This is a genomic window from Mycobacterium kansasii ATCC 12478 (genome assembly GCF_000157895.3).
Lineage (GTDB): Bacteria > Actinomycetota > Actinomycetes > Mycobacteriales > Mycobacteriaceae > Mycobacterium > Mycobacterium kansasii.
In genome coordinates this window covers 5305183-5322187 of sequence record NC_022663.1, presented here as the reverse complement: position 1 = coordinate 5322187, position 17005 = coordinate 5305183, and the positions used below count along the sequence as shown (strand labels likewise).

Sequence of the window (17005 nt, the reverse complement as noted above, 5' to 3'; positions counted from 1 at the left end):
CCGAGCGGGGGTGGCATCACGAGACGCGCTGCTGGGGTTGTTGGGGGGGGCCGGTCGCGGCGTCGACAGGAGCGCGCCACGCGCCGGTTGGTCCCGAAGCGGCGCCCGCGCTGGCGTCGTCGTTGGTGACGTGATCGGCCGGGCTTGCCCCCGGCTGGACGCCCTGCTGGGCCAGCAAGGAGATCATCTGTGCCCGTTGATCGTCCACGCCGGCGAGTTGGCTTGGCCCGCCGGCGGCGCCCGAGAGTCCGGTCAGCCGACTCAGGGCTGCCCTCAGCTGATCCATAGCGGGCGGTTTGGTTACGGCCGGCGGGTTGGCCAAGCCAAGGCCCGCCAGGCCGGCCACGCCGCCCGACAAGTCGGGCAAGCCGGCCAAGACGGGGATGGGCATGTCGGGTGCGCCGAAATCGGGGAATCCAGGGATCGGCGACGTGGGCCCGCTGAACTCGGGCGAGCCGGGTAAGTCAGCGAAAACACCGACGGCATCGGGCGTGCCCGGAAGCGGCGCGGTGACATCCGGCGAGCTCGCGACCGAGGGAGGCAAAGTGAGGGCGGGGACATCGAATCCGGCAGGGGAATCCGATCGGGGGATGTCGACATCGGCCACCCCGGGAACGGGGTCGGACAATGAAGGCAACGCCGCCAACACATCCGTCGCCCGCCGCGTCACCACCAGCAGCTCGGTTGCGTTCCGCGATGTCCTGACCGCCAAATCGATCAGGAAACCACCGACGGTGGCCAGCGCGAGACCGCATACGCCGAGGGCGACTGTACGCGAAAGACGTAGACCGGCGAGCGCCGCTGCAATGTTCCCCGCAGCAAGTCCTACATACGCGGCTTGTTCAAGATGGAGACAATAGAGTGCCGTAGCGCCAACGGCCCCCTGCGCCACGCCCGTGACCAGGCGATTGTTCCCGACCACCTGGGCCTGAGCGGAAACCATGTCGGCGGCGAGACGGTCGAGTTCAGCCATTACCTGCACGCGACGTGACTGTGCGAGGTTCTGGACTGAATAGGCTCGCGCCGCCGAGCCCTGCCAACCACCGTCCGGGGCATGCAGAGCCGCGATCCGGTCACCGACCTCGCTGAACATCGACGCACCACTGGCCAAGCCGTCACCGCGATCGGGAAATCCAGCTCCAAGGCCTATCTGCACGCCGCTAAGAAGAACCTCGGTCACAACGCAAATGGCGACTCCCCACCACTGTCGTCCCCATTCTTCCGCTAGTTCTTTTCGCGCCTGCTGAAGTACTCTTTGTCGGTTCTGCTCCGCCGTTAATTCGCCTATTTCACCAGCCTGTTCGCCGGTAAGGTTGAGAAGGTGGTGGATCTGCTGGGTGCGCGTATCAATTGTCTCCTCAAGCTGATGAATAAGCTGAATTAACGCCGGGTCCATCGGGGCAGTCATGGTCTGAACTTTCCTCTCGGTGCACGCCTGCAAAGTCGGCTGTCGGGTCCGGGTTGGATTCAAACCAGAGACGTCACCCGGCCAGTGTCGTACTTCGGTGTGAGTACGTCGGCTTGACCCCAAGGAGCGGTGAACAGGCCCCGGTCCGATCTCGGCGGAACTGGTGGGTCCCCCGCCTCCATCCGTGGTCGGAATCCCTCGCCTGCTGGATGGAGCTGGGCGCGTTGCAGGAAGGGACGGCACGTCACTTCGAAGTTGACGAGCCTCGGAGACGATAGCGGTTTCAGACGATCTCGTCACATTTCAGAGGAACTGGTGTCTTGCTCATAGCCGCGGGCGACAATGGCAGAAATAACCGGCGTTCGCGCAGCTCATAGCGCTCTGGCAGCGAGGTATGTCCCGCTTGTTATCGTTTCTGCTACGTGAGATATTTCACACGGGCAGGCCGCCGGGTAAGGGAATGGCGTCACCTCGGACGGCAATTCCGTCCCGGAGATAAACAGTTTCGGTCCAACACCGTGGCCAGCCGCAGCGGAACTGCCACCTGAATGGCGTACTGACCACCAGACCCGACCCCAGGGCTTAGAGCCAAGACCCTAACGCCCTCGGCGCACACCCACGCCATGCCCGACCCTCACGGCCCCCGAAGCCCTCATCCGCCTACCCCATCACCGTCGGGGACCCGATCGGCAATACCGACCCGCACTGCTAGCGGCGCATCCGAATCACCACCGGCAGGGTGGCGGTGCTCCCGCACCCTCAGTCGCAGCGCGCATCGTCGCCGAGGATTAGCGCTCGCTGAATCCGACGATCGGCTCCGTAGACTGCGACCAGTCGGCGACGACCTTATCCACCCGTCCAGGGGTGGCGCCGCCCTGCAGCAGCCTCAGCAACTGCTCCCCCGACTCACGCGGCCCCTGGGCGACCACCAGCACGCGGCCGTCGGTCTGGTTGGCCGCGTAGCCGATCAGGCCCAGCTCCAGCGCCCGGCAGCGGGTCCACCAGCGGAAACCGACGCCCTGGACCCGGCCGTGCACCCACGCGGTCAGCCGTACATCAGGTGCCGACATCGGTGACCTCGACGTTGACGGCGGTGCCCGACTTCAAGGTGCGCCCGACGGTGCACACCAGGTCGATGGCCCTGTCGACGACCAACAGCAGGCGCTCCTTCTCCTCGGCGGCCAGACCCGACAGGTCGAGCTCCAGGGTTTCCTCGAGCAGCGGATAGCGCTCCTGGTCGCGGTCGGCCGCACCCGATACCTTGATCACCGCCTGGTAGTCGTCGCCGAGACGGCGGGCCAGCGGCTGATCACTGGACATGCCGCTGCACGCGGCGAGCGCGATCTTCATCAGCTCACCGGGGGTGAACACCCCGTCGATGTCTTCGGAGCCAACGAGCACCTGCGCGCCGCGCGAGCTGTATCCCGTGTAGCGGCGAGTACCGGTGCGTTCGACCCACAGTTGCGTCATGTGCTTCTTTCTACCGGGTTCTACTCGCGTCCTGTTCGCGCCGAGATCGACGGCAGCGCGGAAAAGTTCGAGGGCGCACCACGCTGACGTTGATCTCGATGATCTCGCCGATCTCGATGCGCTAACGCCGCGGCCGCGGCTGGCATCGGGGACAGTAGAACGACGAGCGGTTCATGAACTTCTCCCGGCGAATCACCGCGCCGCAGCGCCGGCAGTTCTGGCCGTCGCGCCCATAGGCGTCCAGCGATCGGTCGAAATAGCCCGACTCGCCGTTGACATTGACATACAGCGAATCGAACGACGTCCCGCCCTTGGCCAGCGCTTCCCGCATCACCTCGGCGGCGGCATCAAGGACGGCGCCCAGTTGCCGGCGGGTCAGCGTGGCGGCCACCCGGGCGCCGTTCACCTTGGCCCGCCACAGCGCCTCGTCGGCGTAGATATTGCCGATTCCGGAGACCACCTCTTGGTTCAGGAGCTGGCGCTTGAGCTCGGAATGCTTGCCCCGCAACACTTCGACGACGGCACGGGCGTCGAACCGCGGGTCGAGCGGATCCCGCGCCAGGTGGGCGACCGGCGCCGGCACCACACTGCCGTCCACGGTCACCAGGTCGGCAAGCAGCCATCCGCCGAAGGTGCGCTGGTCGGCGAAGCTCAGCACGGTCCCGTCGTCGAGCAGGGCGGAGATCCGGACGTGGTCGGAGCGCGGCACTACCCCCAGCAACATCTGCCCGCTCATGCCCAGGTGCACCACAAGTGCGCTATCCGGGCTATTCAGCGTCAACCACAAGTACTTGCCGCGCCGGTCGGTTCCGGTAATTCGCGCGCCCAGCAGCCGCGCCGTCAGGTCGGCGGGTCCGGCCTCGTGGCGCCGTACCGCACGGGGGTGATGGACCCGAACCGCGGTCATCGTCTTGCCTACCACATGGGCCGCCAAGCCACGCCGCACCACCTCGACCTCAGGTAGTTCGGGCATCTAGGGCGAAGGTTTCCCAGCCGTGTCCAGCACGTCCAATGCCTCGAGCGCCTTATAGGCGGCTGATGCGGCTTTCTGCTCGGCTTCTTTTTTGGACCGACCCATACCCGACCCGTACTCGGCGTCCATCACGACGACCACCGCGGTGAACTCCTTGTCATGGTCCGGGCCGGTGGAGGTGACCAGGTAGGACGGGGTGCCCAGCCCGCGCGCCGCGGTCAGCTCCTGCAAGCTGGTCTTCCAGTCCAGCCCGGCACCCAGCGTCGCCGCCGCGTCCAGCAGCGGCCCGAACAACTTCAGGATCACCTTGCGCGACACCTCGATGCCGTGCTGCAGATAGATCGCGCCCAGCAGCGATTCCATGCCATCCGCCAGGATGCTGGACTTGTCGGCTCCACCGGTGTTGGCCTCGCCGCGGCCCAGCAGGATGTGCACACCGAGGCCGTTATCCGACAGGTTGCGCGCGACGTCAGCCAGCGCTTGGGTATTGACCACGCTGGCTCGCAGTTTTGCCAGGTCGCCTTCGGAACGGTCAGGGTGGCGGTGGTAGAGCTCGTCGGTGATGGTCAGCCCCAGGACCGCGTCGCCGAGAAACTCCAGCCGCTCGTTGGTCGGTAGCCCGCCGTTCTCGTAGGCATAGCTGCGGTGCGTCAACGCCAGTGACAGAAGTTCATCGGAGAGGTCGACACCGAGCGCGTCGAGCAGGCTCTGCCGTGACGCCGTCACCGCTCACCTCGATCCGCGGCGTCGGGGCTCTGTGCCGTGACGATTTCGGCCAGTTTCGCCCACCTGGGGTCGATCTGGTCATGGTGATGGTCGGGGTCCGTGTCCAGCACGACACCACACTGCGGGCATAGCCCGGCGCAGTCGGGGCGGCACACCGGGGAAAACGGCAGTTCCAGGCCAACCGCGTCGATGATCGACTGCTCGAGATCGATCTTCTCGTCGACGACGTGCCCGACCTCGTCTTCCTCGGTGGTGGCCGCGGTGGTGCTGTTGGGATAGGCGAACAGTTCGGTCAGAGCAACCCGTACCCGGCCCTCAATTGCGGTCAGGCAGCGAGAGCACTCCCCGATAGTGGGGGCGGTAACCGTCCCGGTGACCAACACTCCCTCCGAAACCGATTCCACCCGCAGGTCCAGGGCCAGCGGCGCACCCCGCTGGATGGCGATCAGCTCCACGCCGATGCGGGTGGGGCTGTCCACGGTGTCCTGCACGCTGAACATGGCCCCGGGGCGACGCCCCAGCCGGGCGATGTCAATCGCCATCGGCGCGCTCAGACGTCCGTGGGCTGTCTGGCTGTGCTGCCTCGCCATAGCAGAGATCCTACGGCGCGCGCCGGGCTCTGGCGGGAATCCCCGCCCGCCGCGCCGAACCCACTGCCGGGCCGACCCTCCCGCGGCGGGAACTCGACTAGCGCGTTGCGTAGTCGTGCGTACCGGCAGCGGTGCGAAGCTGATGACGGCCTCGCCCGACGGACCGGAGTGTGCCGTTGAGCATTTCTTCGAACTCGGCAAGCTTGGTGTCCACGTAGACATCGCATTCGCCGCGCAGCCGGTCGGACTCGGCGTGCGCCGTGTCGATCAGGCGGGTGGCCTCCGCACTGGCCGCCTGCACGACCTCGTTCTGCGACACCAGGCGCTGCTGCTCCTTGATGCCCTCTTGCACCGCCTTCTCGTAGGAGATATTGCCGCTTTCGATCAGTCGATCGCATTCGGACTTGGCCCGGCTGATGCTGGCCTCGTACTCCCGCTTGGCTGAGGCGGCAATGCGCATCGCCTCCTCTCGGGCGTCCGCGACCATCCGCTCACTGTGCTGGCGCGCTTCACCCACCATTCGATCGGCCTGGGATTTCGCGTCGGACAGAATCCGGTCCGCCTCCGCGCGGGCATGGTTCAGCATCGAGTCCGCCTCGGTGGTCGCCGCGGAAACCATGGAGTCGGCATGCGCTTTTGCGTCGTGCAGCATCGAATCGCGGGCGTCGAGTACGTCCTGCGCGTCATCGAGTTCGCCGGGAATCGCGTCCTTGATGTCGTCGATCAGCTCGAGCACGTCGCCGCGTGGCACCACGCAGCCCGCCGTCATCGGCACGCCGCGGGCTTCTTCGACAATTGCGCTCAATTCGTCGAGCGCTTCAAAGACTCGGTACACGGCCATATCCTCCCGGCATCCCTGGCATGATTTGTTGTTACCAGTGTGCCTGTTGTTATCCCTGTGACGCTGGTGGCGACGTCGGTGTGTCGGCCTGTTTCCCGGCATCGGCCGACACCGCGGGCCGCACCCGCTCTCCCCGACGCCGCCCGGCTCGGCAAGGTATCGATGGCGACGGACGCGATGTCTCGCCACCTCGGTCGACGGGTGCCCGGCATCGATGTTGAGTGACGCTGAGTGACGCTGGGTGACGCTGGGTGACGTTAACCGACGTCGATGTGCGCGTTCGGTGGGCCACGGTAGGGTGGCGCCGTGCACGCCCGCTCGAACGACGGCAAAAGCCCTACGCTGTATATCTTCCCGCATGCCGGTGGAACCGCAAAAGACTATGTCGCATTCTCTCGCGAGTTTTCCGGTGATCTGAAGCGAATAGCTGTCCAGTACCCGGGACAGAACGACCGGTACGGCCTGCCGCCGCTGGAAAGCATTCCGGGTCTCGCTGACGAAGTGTTCGCCATGATGAAGCCGACCGCCCCGATCGGCGATCCGGTCATCTTCTTCGGTCACAGCATGGGCGGGATGCTGGCCTTCGAAGTCGCATTGCGGTTTCAATCAGCCGGGTACCGCATCCTCGCGCTGTTTGTGTCGGCCACCTCGGCACCCGGCCATATCAGGTACAAACAACTCGAGGGTTTCTCGGATAACGAGATGCTGGATTTGGTAGCCAGAGCGACCGGCACTAATCCCGATTTCTTTGCCGACGAAGAATTTCGGGTAGGGGTGCTACCCACATTGCGAGCTGTCCGCGCCATTGCGGGCTATACCTGCCCCCCGGAGACAAAATTATCGTGCCCAATTTATGCGTACATCGGGGATAAGGATTGGATTACCACCCGAGAAGACATGGAGCCGTGGCGTGACCGAACGACTGGCGAATTCGCGATCCGCGTCTTCCCAGGGGATCATTTCTATCTCAACAACAATTTGCCAGAGCTCGTCGGCGACATCGAGGACCGGGCACTCCAGCAGCTCCACGAAGCTTAGCTGCGACAAACTTTCGACAACCTAGCCCGCACCTCACACGCCAGCGGTGCCATTACCGGCGGCTTGCTGCCGAAGTTCGCCACAGCTCGGCGCCAGAGCCGGCCGGATGCCGCATCAGTAGGCGTATGGCGAACCCCGGGGCGGGTTTGGCCGACCGACCGCCGCGCGCCCGCTGGCGCAGCACCCGGGGCGAGCCTGTGAACTTTGTCACAACGAGACGCCGGTCCCAAAGTGCTGGCACGAGCGTGCCAGAATCGAGATACCAACTCTCACTGTACTAGTCATCTGTCACTGATGTATCAAACGTCACATCTGCCACCCCGGTTCACAGCGGACTGCCTGGTACAAAGGCTTAATGCCGGTCAGAACGGTGCGATAGCAGGCGGTAGCATTGGCGGACGCTGTGGGGAAAGTGTGGATTTTCCAAATAGTGCCCGCACCCGTCCCGAGAGGTGGTTACCTTACGTAGACCGACTAGTCGTATGGGGAACGGGGTCATTCTGGGGGCGGTCAGCACAGGCACATCGGTGTGCTTCAACAGCAAAAGCTGCCTCCTCGTCATAGCGGACTAGTCAGCTCAGACCCGCGGGTTCCAGGATGCTGGTCAGTCGCACTGTGCCAGTGATTCGCAGGTGCAACACACAATCAAAACCGACAAGCCGATGGGAGTTAAGTGCGATGCCGGTGATCGACTCTTCCGTCCCTGCTTTGCTGAAGCAGCGGGCGGATCTGGACGCTGACACCACCGCGTATACATTCATCGACTACGGATTGGACCCGAAGGGGTTCGCTGAGAGTTTGACGTGGTCGCAGGTGTACGGTCGTGCCTGCATCATCGCTGAAGAGCTCAAATTGTACGGGTCACCGGGTGATCGCGTGGCTATTCTGGCGCCGCAGGGTCTGGAATATGTCATTGCATTCCTCGGAGCCCTGCAGGCCGGATTTATCGCAGTTCCGCTCTCCACCCCGCAGTATGGTATTCACGACGATCGCGTTTCCTCGGTATTGCGCGACTCCAGCCCGGTCGCCATTCTGACGACGTCGTCGGTCGTCGCCGACGTCACGAAATACGCAAACGCGCAAGACGGACGGCCTACGCCGTTCGTCATCGAGGTCGATCTGCTTGATCTGGACTCGCAACGTCAGCTCGCGGCGCCGCCGCGGCTGTCGACCGGAGCGGCTTACCTGCAATACACCTCCGGTTCGACCCGGACGCCGGCCGGTGTCATCGTGTCGCACAAGAACGTCATCGCCAATGTGACGCAGAGCATCCATGGCTATTTCGGTGGTCCCGAAATGCCGATCGGCGCGGTGCTGCTGTCGTGGCTGCCCTTGTTTCATGACATGGGCCTGATTCTTGGAATATGCGCGCCACTGGTCGCGGGCCGAAGTGCAGTCCTATTCAGTCCGATGTCGTTCTTGCGCCGGCCGGCCTGCTGGATGCAATTGCTTGCCACCAGCGGACGCTGCTTCTCCGCGGCACCGAATTTCGCCTTTGAATTAGCCGTGCGACGGACGTCCGATGAAGACATGGCGGGGCTCGACCTCGGCAACGTGGTCGGAATCGTCAGTGGCAGCGAGCGCATCCACGTGGCCACCGTGAAGCGCTTCACCGAACGTTTTGCCCGGTATAACCTCAGCTCGACGGCCGTACGGCCCTCCTACGGGCTCGCGGAAGCGACCCTCTACGTGGCGGCTCCCGAGCCGGGCACCGCGCCCAGGACCGTTCGTTTCGACTACGAACAGTTGACTGCCGGGCAGGCCAGGCGCAGCGGAACCGCCGGGTCGGTCGGCACCGAACTCATCAGTTACGGTTCGCCGGATCCGTCGGCGGTGCGCATCGTCGACCCCGAGACCATGATCGAGAATCCGCCGGGGACGGTCGGTGAGATCTGGGTGCACGGTGACCACGTTGCGCTGGGATATTGGCGCAAACCGGAGCAGACCACGCGCACGTTCAACGCCAAGCTGGTCAATCCCACCCCGGGAGCGCCCGATGGACCGTGGCTGCGGACCGGAGACCTGGGTGTCATATCCGACGGCGAACTGTTCATCATGGGCCGCATCAAAGACCTTCTCATCGTCGATGGCCGCAACCACTACCCCGACGACATCGAGGCGACGATCCAGGAAATCACTGGGGGCCGCGTCGCGGCGATAGCCGTCCCGGACGACATCACCGAGCAACTGGTCGCGATCATCGAGCTGAAGAGACGCGGAGCCTCGGCCGAAGAGGCCATGCGCAAGCTGCGTTCGGTGAAACGTGAAGTCACCTTTGCCATTTCGAGGTCACACAGCTTGCGCGTGGCCGACCTGGTTCTGGTCTCCCCCGGATCGATTCCGATCACAACCAGCGGTAAGGTCCGCCGTTCGGCCTGCGTCGAAAGGTATCGCCGCGACGGCTTCAAACGCCTGGACGTGAGCGCATGACGGCGAGTATCAATGACGAAGCCGACCTTCGCCATTGGCTTGTCGACTACTTGGTGACGAATATCGGCTGCACACCCGACGAGGTCGACCCCAATCTGTCACTGGCCGATCTCGGGGTGAGTTCGCGTGACGCGGTGGTGCTGTCCGGGGAATTGACCGAGTTATTGGGCAAGACGGTATCCCCGATCGACTTCTGGGAACACCCGACGATCAACGCCCTGGCCGCATATCTCACTGCGCCTGAGCCCGATTCCGAGTCGGACGTGGCGTTCAAGCGCCCCGGTCGAAGCTCGCTGGAAGAGCCGATCGCCGTGATCGGCATGGGGTGCCGGTTTCCCGGGGGGATCACCAGCCCGGATGCGTTGTGGCAGTTTCTTTGTGACCGCCGTTCGGCGATCGGGAAGGTCCCCGACGAACGGTGGGAACAGTTCGACGACGGCTCACCGGAAGTACGGGCATTGCTGGACCGCACCACGCGGTGGGGCTCATTCCTGCCCGACATCGACGCATTCGACGCGGAGTTCTTCGAGATCTCCCCCAGCGAAGCCGACAAGATGGACCCCCAGCAGCGCCTGCTGCTGGAAGTGGCCTGGGAAGCGTTGGAGCACGCCGGAATTGCGCCCAGCGCGCTACGACGCTCGCAGACGGGAGTATTCGCCGGGTCGTGCTTGAGCGAATACGGCGCCATCGCCTCCACCGATCTGTCGCAGGTCGACGGGTGGAGCAACACCGGTGGCGCGATGAGCATCATCGCCAACCGCCTCTCGTATTTCCTCGACCTACGCGGCCCGTCGGTGGCGGTGGATACCGCATGCTCGTCGTCGTTGGTGGCGATCCATCTGGCCTGCCAGGGCCTTCGGACGCAGGACTGCAACCTGGCCATCGCCGCCGGGGTGAATTTGTTGTTGTCCCCGGCCGTATTTCGCGGCTTCGACCAAGTCGGTGCGTTGTCGCCCACCGGTCATTGCCGCGCCTTCGATGCGGCCGCCGACGGTTTTGTGCGCGGCGAAGGCGCCGGGGTGGTGGTGCTCAAGCGGTTGACCGACGCGCAACGCGACGGCGACCGCGTGCTGGCGGTGATCTGCGGCTCGGCAGTCAACCAGGACGGCCGCTCCAATGGACTGATGGCCCCCAACCCGGCGGCCCAGATGGCCGTGCTCCGCGCGGCCTACACCAACGCGGGGATGCAGCCCAACGAAGTCGACTTCGTCGAGGCTCACGGCACCGGAACGCTGTTGGGTGATCCGATCGAAGCCCGAGCTCTCGGTACCGTGCTGGGCCGGGGCCGCCCCGAGGACGCTCCCCTGCTCATCGGCGCCGTCAAGACCAATCTCGGCCACACCGAGGCGGCGGCCGGCATCGCCGGCTTCATCAAAACCGTGTTGGCGGTACAGCACGGCCGGATTCCGCCGAACCAGCGCTTCGAAAGCCCCAACCCGCACATCCCGTTTGCCGACCTGCGGATGAAAGTCGTTGACACGCTGACGGAATGGCCGGAGACAGGCCATCCGCGGCGCGCTGGTGTGTCGTCGTTCGGATTCGGCGGTACCAACGCGCACGTGGTGATCGAACAGGGCCAGGAAGTGTCGCCGTCACCTGAGCGCGACCTGGACCCGGCGGTGTCGACGCTGGTGGTGGCGGGTAAGACGGCGCAGCGGGTGGCCGCGACGGCAGGGGTGCTGGCCGACTGGATGGAGGGCCCCGGCGCGGAGGTGCCGTTGGCCGACATAGCCCATACCGTCAATCATCACCGGTCCCGGCAGGCCAAGTTCGGCACCGTGGTCGCGCGTGACCGTGCGCAGGCGGTAGCCGGATTGCGTGCGCTGGCCGCCGGTCAGCACGCCATTGGTGTGGTCGGCCCCCAGGAGGGTTCGCCGGGGCCGGGCATCGTGTTCGTCTACTCCGGTCGCGGCTGGCAATGGCCCGGCATGGGCCGCCAATTACTGGCTGACGAGCCCGCTTTCGCTGAGGCCATCGCCGACCTGGAGCCGGTGTTCGTCGAACAGGCCGGCTTTTCGCTGCACGACGTGCTCGCCAATGGCGAGGAACTGGTCGGCATCGAACAGATTCAGCTGGGTCTGATCGGCACGCAGCTGGCGCTGACCGCGCTGTGGCGCTCCTATGGAGTGCAACCCGACGCGGTGATCGGCCACTCGATGGGCGAGGTGGCCGCCGCCGTGGTCGCCGGGGCGCTGACACCTGCCGAGGGCTTGCGGGTGACCGCGACGAGGTCTCGCCTGATGGCCCCGTTGTCCGGGCAGGGCGGCATGGCCCTGCTCGAACTCGACGCCACCGAGACCAAGGCACTCATCACCGACTACCCGCAAGTGACATTGGGGATATACAACTCGCCGCGCCAGACCGTGATCGCCGGTCCCACCGGGCAGATCGACGATTTGATCACCCGGGTGCGGGCCCGGGATCGGTTCGCTAGCCGCGTCAATATCGAAGTGGCGCCGCATAATCCGGCCATGGATGCGCTGCAGCCCCGGATGCGTTCGGAGCTGGCCGATTTGAGCCCGCGGACCCCGACGATTCCGGTGATCTCCACCACCTACGAAGACGTCGACACCTGCCCGGTGTTCGATGCCGAGCACTGGGCCACCAACATGCGCAACCCGGTGCATTTCCAGCAGGCCATCGCCCGGGCCGGCGGCAACCACCACGCCTTCATCGAGATCAGCGCACACCCGCTGCTGACTCAGGCCGTCATGGACACACTGCGCAGCGCCCAGCACGGAACCCGATACACCAGCATCGGCACCCTGCAACGTGACAGCGATGACACCATCACCTTCCGCACCAACCTCAACACCGTCCACACCGACCACCCACCGCACACGCCGCACCCGCCCGAGCCGCACCCGCCCATCCCGACCACTCCCTGGCAGCACCACCGCCACTGGATCACCACCAAACGTTCGGGCCACGTGGCCGCTGCGGCTCCCGCGGCGGGCACCCTGCTCGGCCAACACACCTCGGTCCTGTCGAGTCCGCCGTCACACCTCTGGCAAGCACGGTTGGCACCGGATGCCATGCCGTACCGGGGCCGGTATCGATTCCACGGGGTCGAACTCGTCCCAGCCTCCGTTGTGCTGCACACAATGGTCTCCGCCGCAACGGAATTGGGCTATGGCGCACTGACCGACATCCGATTCGAGCAACCGGTTTTCGCCGACCAGCCGCGACTGATCCAGGTGGTCGCCGACAACCTGTCGATCAGCCTCGCCTCGGTTCCGGCTGCCGAAGCGTCGTCGAACCGGTGGACACGGCATGCGACAGCGCGACTTTCGTCGTCACCGGCGGGTTCGGCTCTTCCCGACAACGGATACCACCGTCAGAGTGTTCACGGCGACGAGATTCCCGACGTTGCAGCGCTGTTCGCGGTCCACGGCGTCGACGGCCTGCCCTTCACCTGGTCGGTGGATTCATGGGCGCCGCGGGACACCGGGCTCGTCGTCGGGGTCGAGCTTCCCGAGGCACTGCCCGAGGGCTCGATCGCACCGCTGCTGGACGCGGCAGTGCACGTCGGGGCGCTGGCCGACGACACCGACCCGCGGCTGTACGTGCCGGCCGGCATCGAGCAGATGTGGTTCGGTGACGCCGTAGCGGCACCGCGTGCTTCGCTGATACTCGACCGCACCGCCCGCGACAGCGACGGGATCACCGTCGATGTCGCCATCGCCGCCCGCGGCGGCGCGGCCGCTGTGTCGATGCGTGCACTTCGCTACCGGGCGCTGGACTTCGGCGACGGGCAACCGGTCGCCGAGAGCTCCGACGCCAGGAGCTTCGTGCACACGATCGACTGGCAACCGCGCGTCGATGTCGTTGACGCGCAAGCCCACCCGGCACCCGGTCGGTTGACCGGGCCACAGCCCGTCGCGGTGATCGGTGATGACGGCGCCCCGCTGCGGGCACATCTCGAGAACGCCGGATACCCGCCCGCAGCGGTATCGGATGCCGGTTACCTGCTTTACGTCGCGGATTCCCAGCCGGCAACCGCCGAAGAGACCGACGTCGACTTCTGCGTGCGGGTCACCGCCGAAATCGGGTCTCTGGTAAGGACTCTGGCGGCAGAAGGCGCCGAAAGATCCGCCGCGCTGTGGATCGTCACCCGCGGAGTTCACGAATCGGTGACCCCGTCCGCGCTGCGCCAGAGCTTCCTGTGGGGCCTTGCCGGCGTCATCGCCGCCGAACATCCCGAGCTGTGGGGCGGCCTGGTCGATCTCCCCGCCGGCGCCGACCTGGCTGAATCCGCGCCGATACTTGCCGAGCTGCTTGTGGCGCCAAGCAAGTCGATCCTGGTGGCACGCGACGGTGTGGTGCTCACACCGGCGTTGGCGCCGGTGCGCGGCACGCCCGTGCGCCAACCATTGCAATGCCGGCCGGACGCGGCCTACCTCATCACCGGCGGAATGGGGGCGCTGGGTCTGCTGATGGCCGATTGGCTCGCCGACCGCGGCGCCCGCCGGCTGGTCCTGACCGGTCGTACCCCGTTGCCACCGCGACGGGACTGGGAACTCGACACCCTCGACGGCGAACTGCGAAAGAAGATCGGCGCCATCCGGGCCCTGGAAATGCGCGGCGTGACGGTCGAAGCGGTCGCGGTCGACGTCGGATGCCGCGAGGACGTGCAGGCCCTGCTGACCAAGCGCGATCGCGACGGAGCTGCGCCGATTCGCGGGATCATCCACGCCGCCGGTGTCACCAACGATCAGCTGGTGACGCAGCTGACCGAGGATGCGGTGCGACAGGTGGTGTGGCCCAAGGTCGCCGGCAGCCAGGTGCTGAACGAGGCGTTCCCAGCCGGCAGCGTGGACTTCTTCTTCCTGACGGCGTCGGCTGCGGGGATATTCGGCATCCCAGGGCAGGGTTCGTATGCGGCCGCCAACGCCTACCTGGACGCCTTGGCGCGGGCACGCCGCCAACAGGGCTGCCACACCATGAGTCTGGACTGGGTCGCATGGCGAGGGCTCGGTTTCGCCGCCGACGCTCAGATCGTCAGCGAAGAGTTGAAGCGCATGGGTTCACGCGACATCACGGCGCCGGAAGCTTTCACCGCGTGGGAATACGCCGACGGTTATGACGTCGCGCAGGCGGTTGTGGTGCCGGTGCCCTCGACGGCCGCCGTGCCGGGAGCCGTCGGCGCGGCTGCGCATCTGAAGCCGGCGCAGGACTGGTCGCAAATGCCGGCCACCGCGGTGCGCACCGAACTCGAGAAAGGTTTGCGCCGTATCATCGCCGCCGAACTGCGGCTGCCAGAAACCGACCTGGACACCGACAGGCCGTTCGCGGAACTGGGGCTCAACTCCTTGATGGCGATGGCGATTCGGCGCGAAGCCGAGCAATTCGTCGGGATAGAGCTGTCGGCGACCATGCTGTTCAATCATCCTACCGTGGCAACGCTGGCCCGGTACCTCACTAATCGCGTTGCTCCGCAACAGGATTCGTCAGCAGACGAGATGGCTGCGCTGTCCGCCTCGGCGGGAAGCGTGTTGGACAGCCTGTTCGACCGCATCGAATCAACGTCGGCCGAGGGCGAAAGGTGATACGCACGGCCTTCAGCCGGATCTCCGGTATGAGCGCACAGCAACGCGCCACCTTGGCCGAGGAGTTCACCAAGATCTCCCGGATCGCGGTGGCCGAGCCCGTCGCGGTGGTGGGCATCGGATGCCGTTTTCCTGGCGATGCCACCGACCCGGACAGCTTCTGGGACTTGCTGATAGAAGGTCGTAACGCGATCTCGCGGGTGCCGGCCGATCGGTGGGACGCGGACGCCTTCTACGACCCCGACCCCTTGGCCCCGGGCCGGATGACCACCAAGTGGGGCGGTTTCGTACCCGACGTCGCCGGCTTCGACGCCGAGTTTTTCGGCATCACCCCTCGCGAAGCCGCCGCCATGGACCCCCAGCAGCGGATGCTTCTCGAGGTGTCCTGGGAGGCCCTCGAACATGCCGGCATACCGCCGGATTCGCTGGCCGGCACCCGAACCGGCGTGATGATGGGCGTGTATTTCAACGAGTACCAGTCCATGCTGGCGGCCAGCCCGGAAAATGTGGACGCCTACAGCGGCACCGGCAACGCCCACAGCATCACCGTGGGTCGCATCTCGTACCTGCTGGGACTGCGCGGTCCCGCGGTGGCGGTGGACACCGCGTGCTCGTCGTCGTTGGTGGCGGTCCACCTGGCCTGCCAGAGCCTGCGACTGCGCGAAACCGACCTGGCCCTGGCCGGGGGCGTCAGCATCACCCTTCGGCCCGAGACTCAAATCGCAATTTCGGCATGGGGGCTGCTGTCGCCGCAGGGCCGGTGCGCCACCTTCGACGCCGCGGCCGACGGATTCGTGCGCGGTGAGGGCGCCGGCGTGGTGGTGCTGAAGCGGTTGACCGACGCGGTGCGCGACGGCGACCGCGTCCTGGCGGTGGTGCGCGGCTCGGCGGTCAACCAGGACGGTCGCTCCAACGGGGTGACTGCGCCGAATACCGCGGCCCAGTGCGACGTGATCGCCGATGCGCTGCGATCCGGTGACGTGGCCCCCGAAAGCGTGAACTATGTCGAAGCCCACGGAACCGGCACGGTGCTGGGCGATCCGATCGAGTTCGAGGCGCTGGCGTCGACGTACGGCCGGGGCCAGGGTTCGTGCGCGCTGGGCGCCGTGAAGACCAATATCGGCCATCTGGAGGCAGCGGCCGGGATCGCGGGATTCATCAAGGCCGCACTGGCCGTGCAGCACGCCACGATCCCGCCGAATCTGCATTTCTCGCAATGGAATCCAGGTATCGACGCCGCGCCGACGCGGTTTTTCGTTCCCACCGAGAACACCGCATGGCCGGCCACCGAAGGTGGCGGTGGGCCACGGCGAGCCGCGGTGTCGTCGTTCGGATTGGGCGGGACGAACGCGCACGTCATCATCGAGCAAGGTCCCGAACTGACACCGGCAAGTGACGCCGGCAGCCACCCGGACACCCATCCCGACGCCCAGGTGTCGACGCTGGTGGTGACCGGCAAGACGGCACAGCGGGTGGCCGCCACGGCGGCGGTGCTGGCCGAGTGGATGGACGGCCCGGGCGCCGCGGTCGCCCTGGCGGATGTGGCCCATACGGTGAATCACCACCGCGCGCGGCACGCCAAGCACGGCATCGTGGTCGCCCGCCAACGCGCGCAGGCGGTGGCCGGGTTGCGCGCCCTGGCGGCCGGGCAGCACTCCCCCGGCGTAGTTCGCCCACTGGACGGATCACGCGGTCCGGGAACGGTATTCGTCTACTCCGGCCGTGGGTCGCAATGGGCCGGCATGGGCCGCCAACTGCTGGCCGACGAGCCCGCGTTCGCCGCTGCCGTGGCCGAATTGGAGCCGGTGTTCGTCGAACAGGCCGGGTTCTCGCTGCATGAGGTCATTGCCGGCGGCCTCGAACTGGTCGGTATCGAGCGGATTCAGTTAGGTCTCATCGGCATGCAGCTGACGTTGACCCAGCTGTGGCGTTCCTACGGGGTGCAGCCCGACCTGGTGATCGGCCACTCCATGGGCGAGG

At 65.9% G+C, this 17005-nt stretch carries 11 protein-coding genes (1 of these 11 cut by a window edge); 4 read left to right on the top strand and 7 right to left on the bottom strand.

What is annotated here, in order from left to right; genetic code table 11:
* Positions 1-16: 16 nt before the first annotated feature.
* The 7 genes from MKAN_RS22990 to sepIVA form a co-directional block, all read right to left on the bottom strand.
* Complete coding sequence (locus tag MKAN_RS22990) at positions 17-1441, bottom strand: EspA/EspE family type VII secretion system effector (protein ID WP_023372281.1); 1425 nt, start codon at positions 1439-1441, stop codon at positions 17-19.
* Positions 1442-2196: 755 nt separating this feature from the next.
* Complete coding sequence (locus MKAN_RS22985; protein ID WP_023372280.1) at positions 2197-2478, bottom strand: acylphosphatase; 282 nt, start codon at positions 2476-2478, stop codon at positions 2197-2199.
* Positions 2465-2878 (bottom strand): OsmC family protein, encoded by a 414-nt coding sequence (locus tag MKAN_RS22980; protein ID WP_023372279.1) that lies wholly within the window; start codon positions 2876-2878, stop codon positions 2465-2467. Before MKAN_RS22980 ends, MKAN_RS22985 begins: the two co-directional genes overlap by 14 nt.
* 121 nt (positions 2879-2999) lie before the next feature.
* Positions 3000-3851, bottom strand: a complete 852-nt coding sequence (mutM, locus tag MKAN_RS22975; protein ID WP_023372278.1) for a DNA-formamidopyrimidine glycosylase — start codon at positions 3849-3851, stop codon at positions 3000-3002.
* Positions 3852-4577, bottom strand: a complete 726-nt coding sequence (rnc, locus tag MKAN_RS22970; RefSeq protein ID WP_023372277.1) for a ribonuclease III — start codon at positions 4575-4577, stop codon at positions 3852-3854.
* Complete coding sequence (locus tag MKAN_RS22965) at positions 4574-5167, bottom strand: YceD family protein (RefSeq protein ID WP_080674136.1); 594 nt, start codon at positions 5165-5167, stop codon at positions 4574-4576. The genes rnc and MKAN_RS22965 overlap by 4 nt, the downstream gene beginning before the upstream one ends.
* Positions 5168-5264: 97 nt before the next feature.
* Entirely contained in the window at positions 5265-6002 is a 738-nt protein-coding gene (sepIVA, locus tag MKAN_RS22960; RefSeq protein ID WP_036391957.1) for a cell division protein SepIVA, read from the bottom strand.
* Positions 6003-6314: 312 nt separating this feature from the next.
* Here sepIVA and MKAN_RS22955 point away from each other — a divergent pair, with 312 nt between their 5' ends.
* From MKAN_RS22955 to MKAN_RS22940, 4 genes are all read left to right on the top strand, one after another.
* Entirely contained in the window at positions 6315-7046 is a 732-nt protein-coding gene (locus MKAN_RS22955; RefSeq protein WP_023372274.1) for a thioesterase II family protein, read from the top strand.
* A gap of 678 nt (positions 7047-7724) precedes the next feature.
* Entirely contained in the window at positions 7725-9476 is a 1752-nt protein-coding gene (gene fadD26 / locus MKAN_RS22950) for a long-chain-fatty-acid--AMP ligase FAAL26/FadD26 (protein WP_023372273.1), read from the top strand.
* Positions 9473-15025, top strand: a complete 5553-nt coding sequence (locus MKAN_RS22945) for a type I polyketide synthase (protein ID WP_023372272.1) — start codon at positions 9473-9475, stop codon at positions 15023-15025. Before fadD26 ends, MKAN_RS22945 begins: the two co-directional genes overlap by 4 nt.
* Positions 15022-17005 carry the beginning of a type I polyketide synthase gene (locus tag MKAN_RS22940; RefSeq protein WP_023372271.1) on the top strand. It continues 2624 nt past the right edge of the window, so the window shows 1984 of its 4608 coding nt (coding positions 1-1984); the start codon lies at positions 15022-15024; its stop codon lies off the right edge, out of view. The genes MKAN_RS22945 and MKAN_RS22940 overlap by 4 nt, the downstream gene beginning before the upstream one ends.

Coding starts and splice junctions, on each gene's coding strand:
- MKAN_RS22985 (WP_023372280.1), bottom strand. CDS start 2,478: ATGTCGGCACCTGATGTACGGCTGACCGCGTGGGTGCACGGCCGGGTC.
- MKAN_RS22980 (WP_023372279.1), bottom strand. CDS start 2,878: ATGACGCAACTGTGGGTCGAACGCACCGGTACTCGCCGCTACACGGGA.
- mutM (WP_023372278.1), bottom strand. CDS start 3,851: ATGCCCGAACTACCTGAGGTCGAGGTGGTGCGGCGTGGCTTGGCGGCC.
- MKAN_RS22965 (WP_080674136.1), bottom strand. CDS start 5,167: ATGGCGAGGCAGCACAGCCAGACAGCCCACGGACGTCTGAGCGCGCCG.
- fadD26 (WP_023372273.1), top strand. CDS start 7,725: ATGCCGGTGATCGACTCTTCCGTCCCTGCTTTGCTGAAGCAGCGGGCG.
- MKAN_RS22945 (WP_023372272.1), top strand. CDS start 9,473: ATGACGGCGAGTATCAATGACGAAGCCGACCTTCGCCATTGGCTTGTC.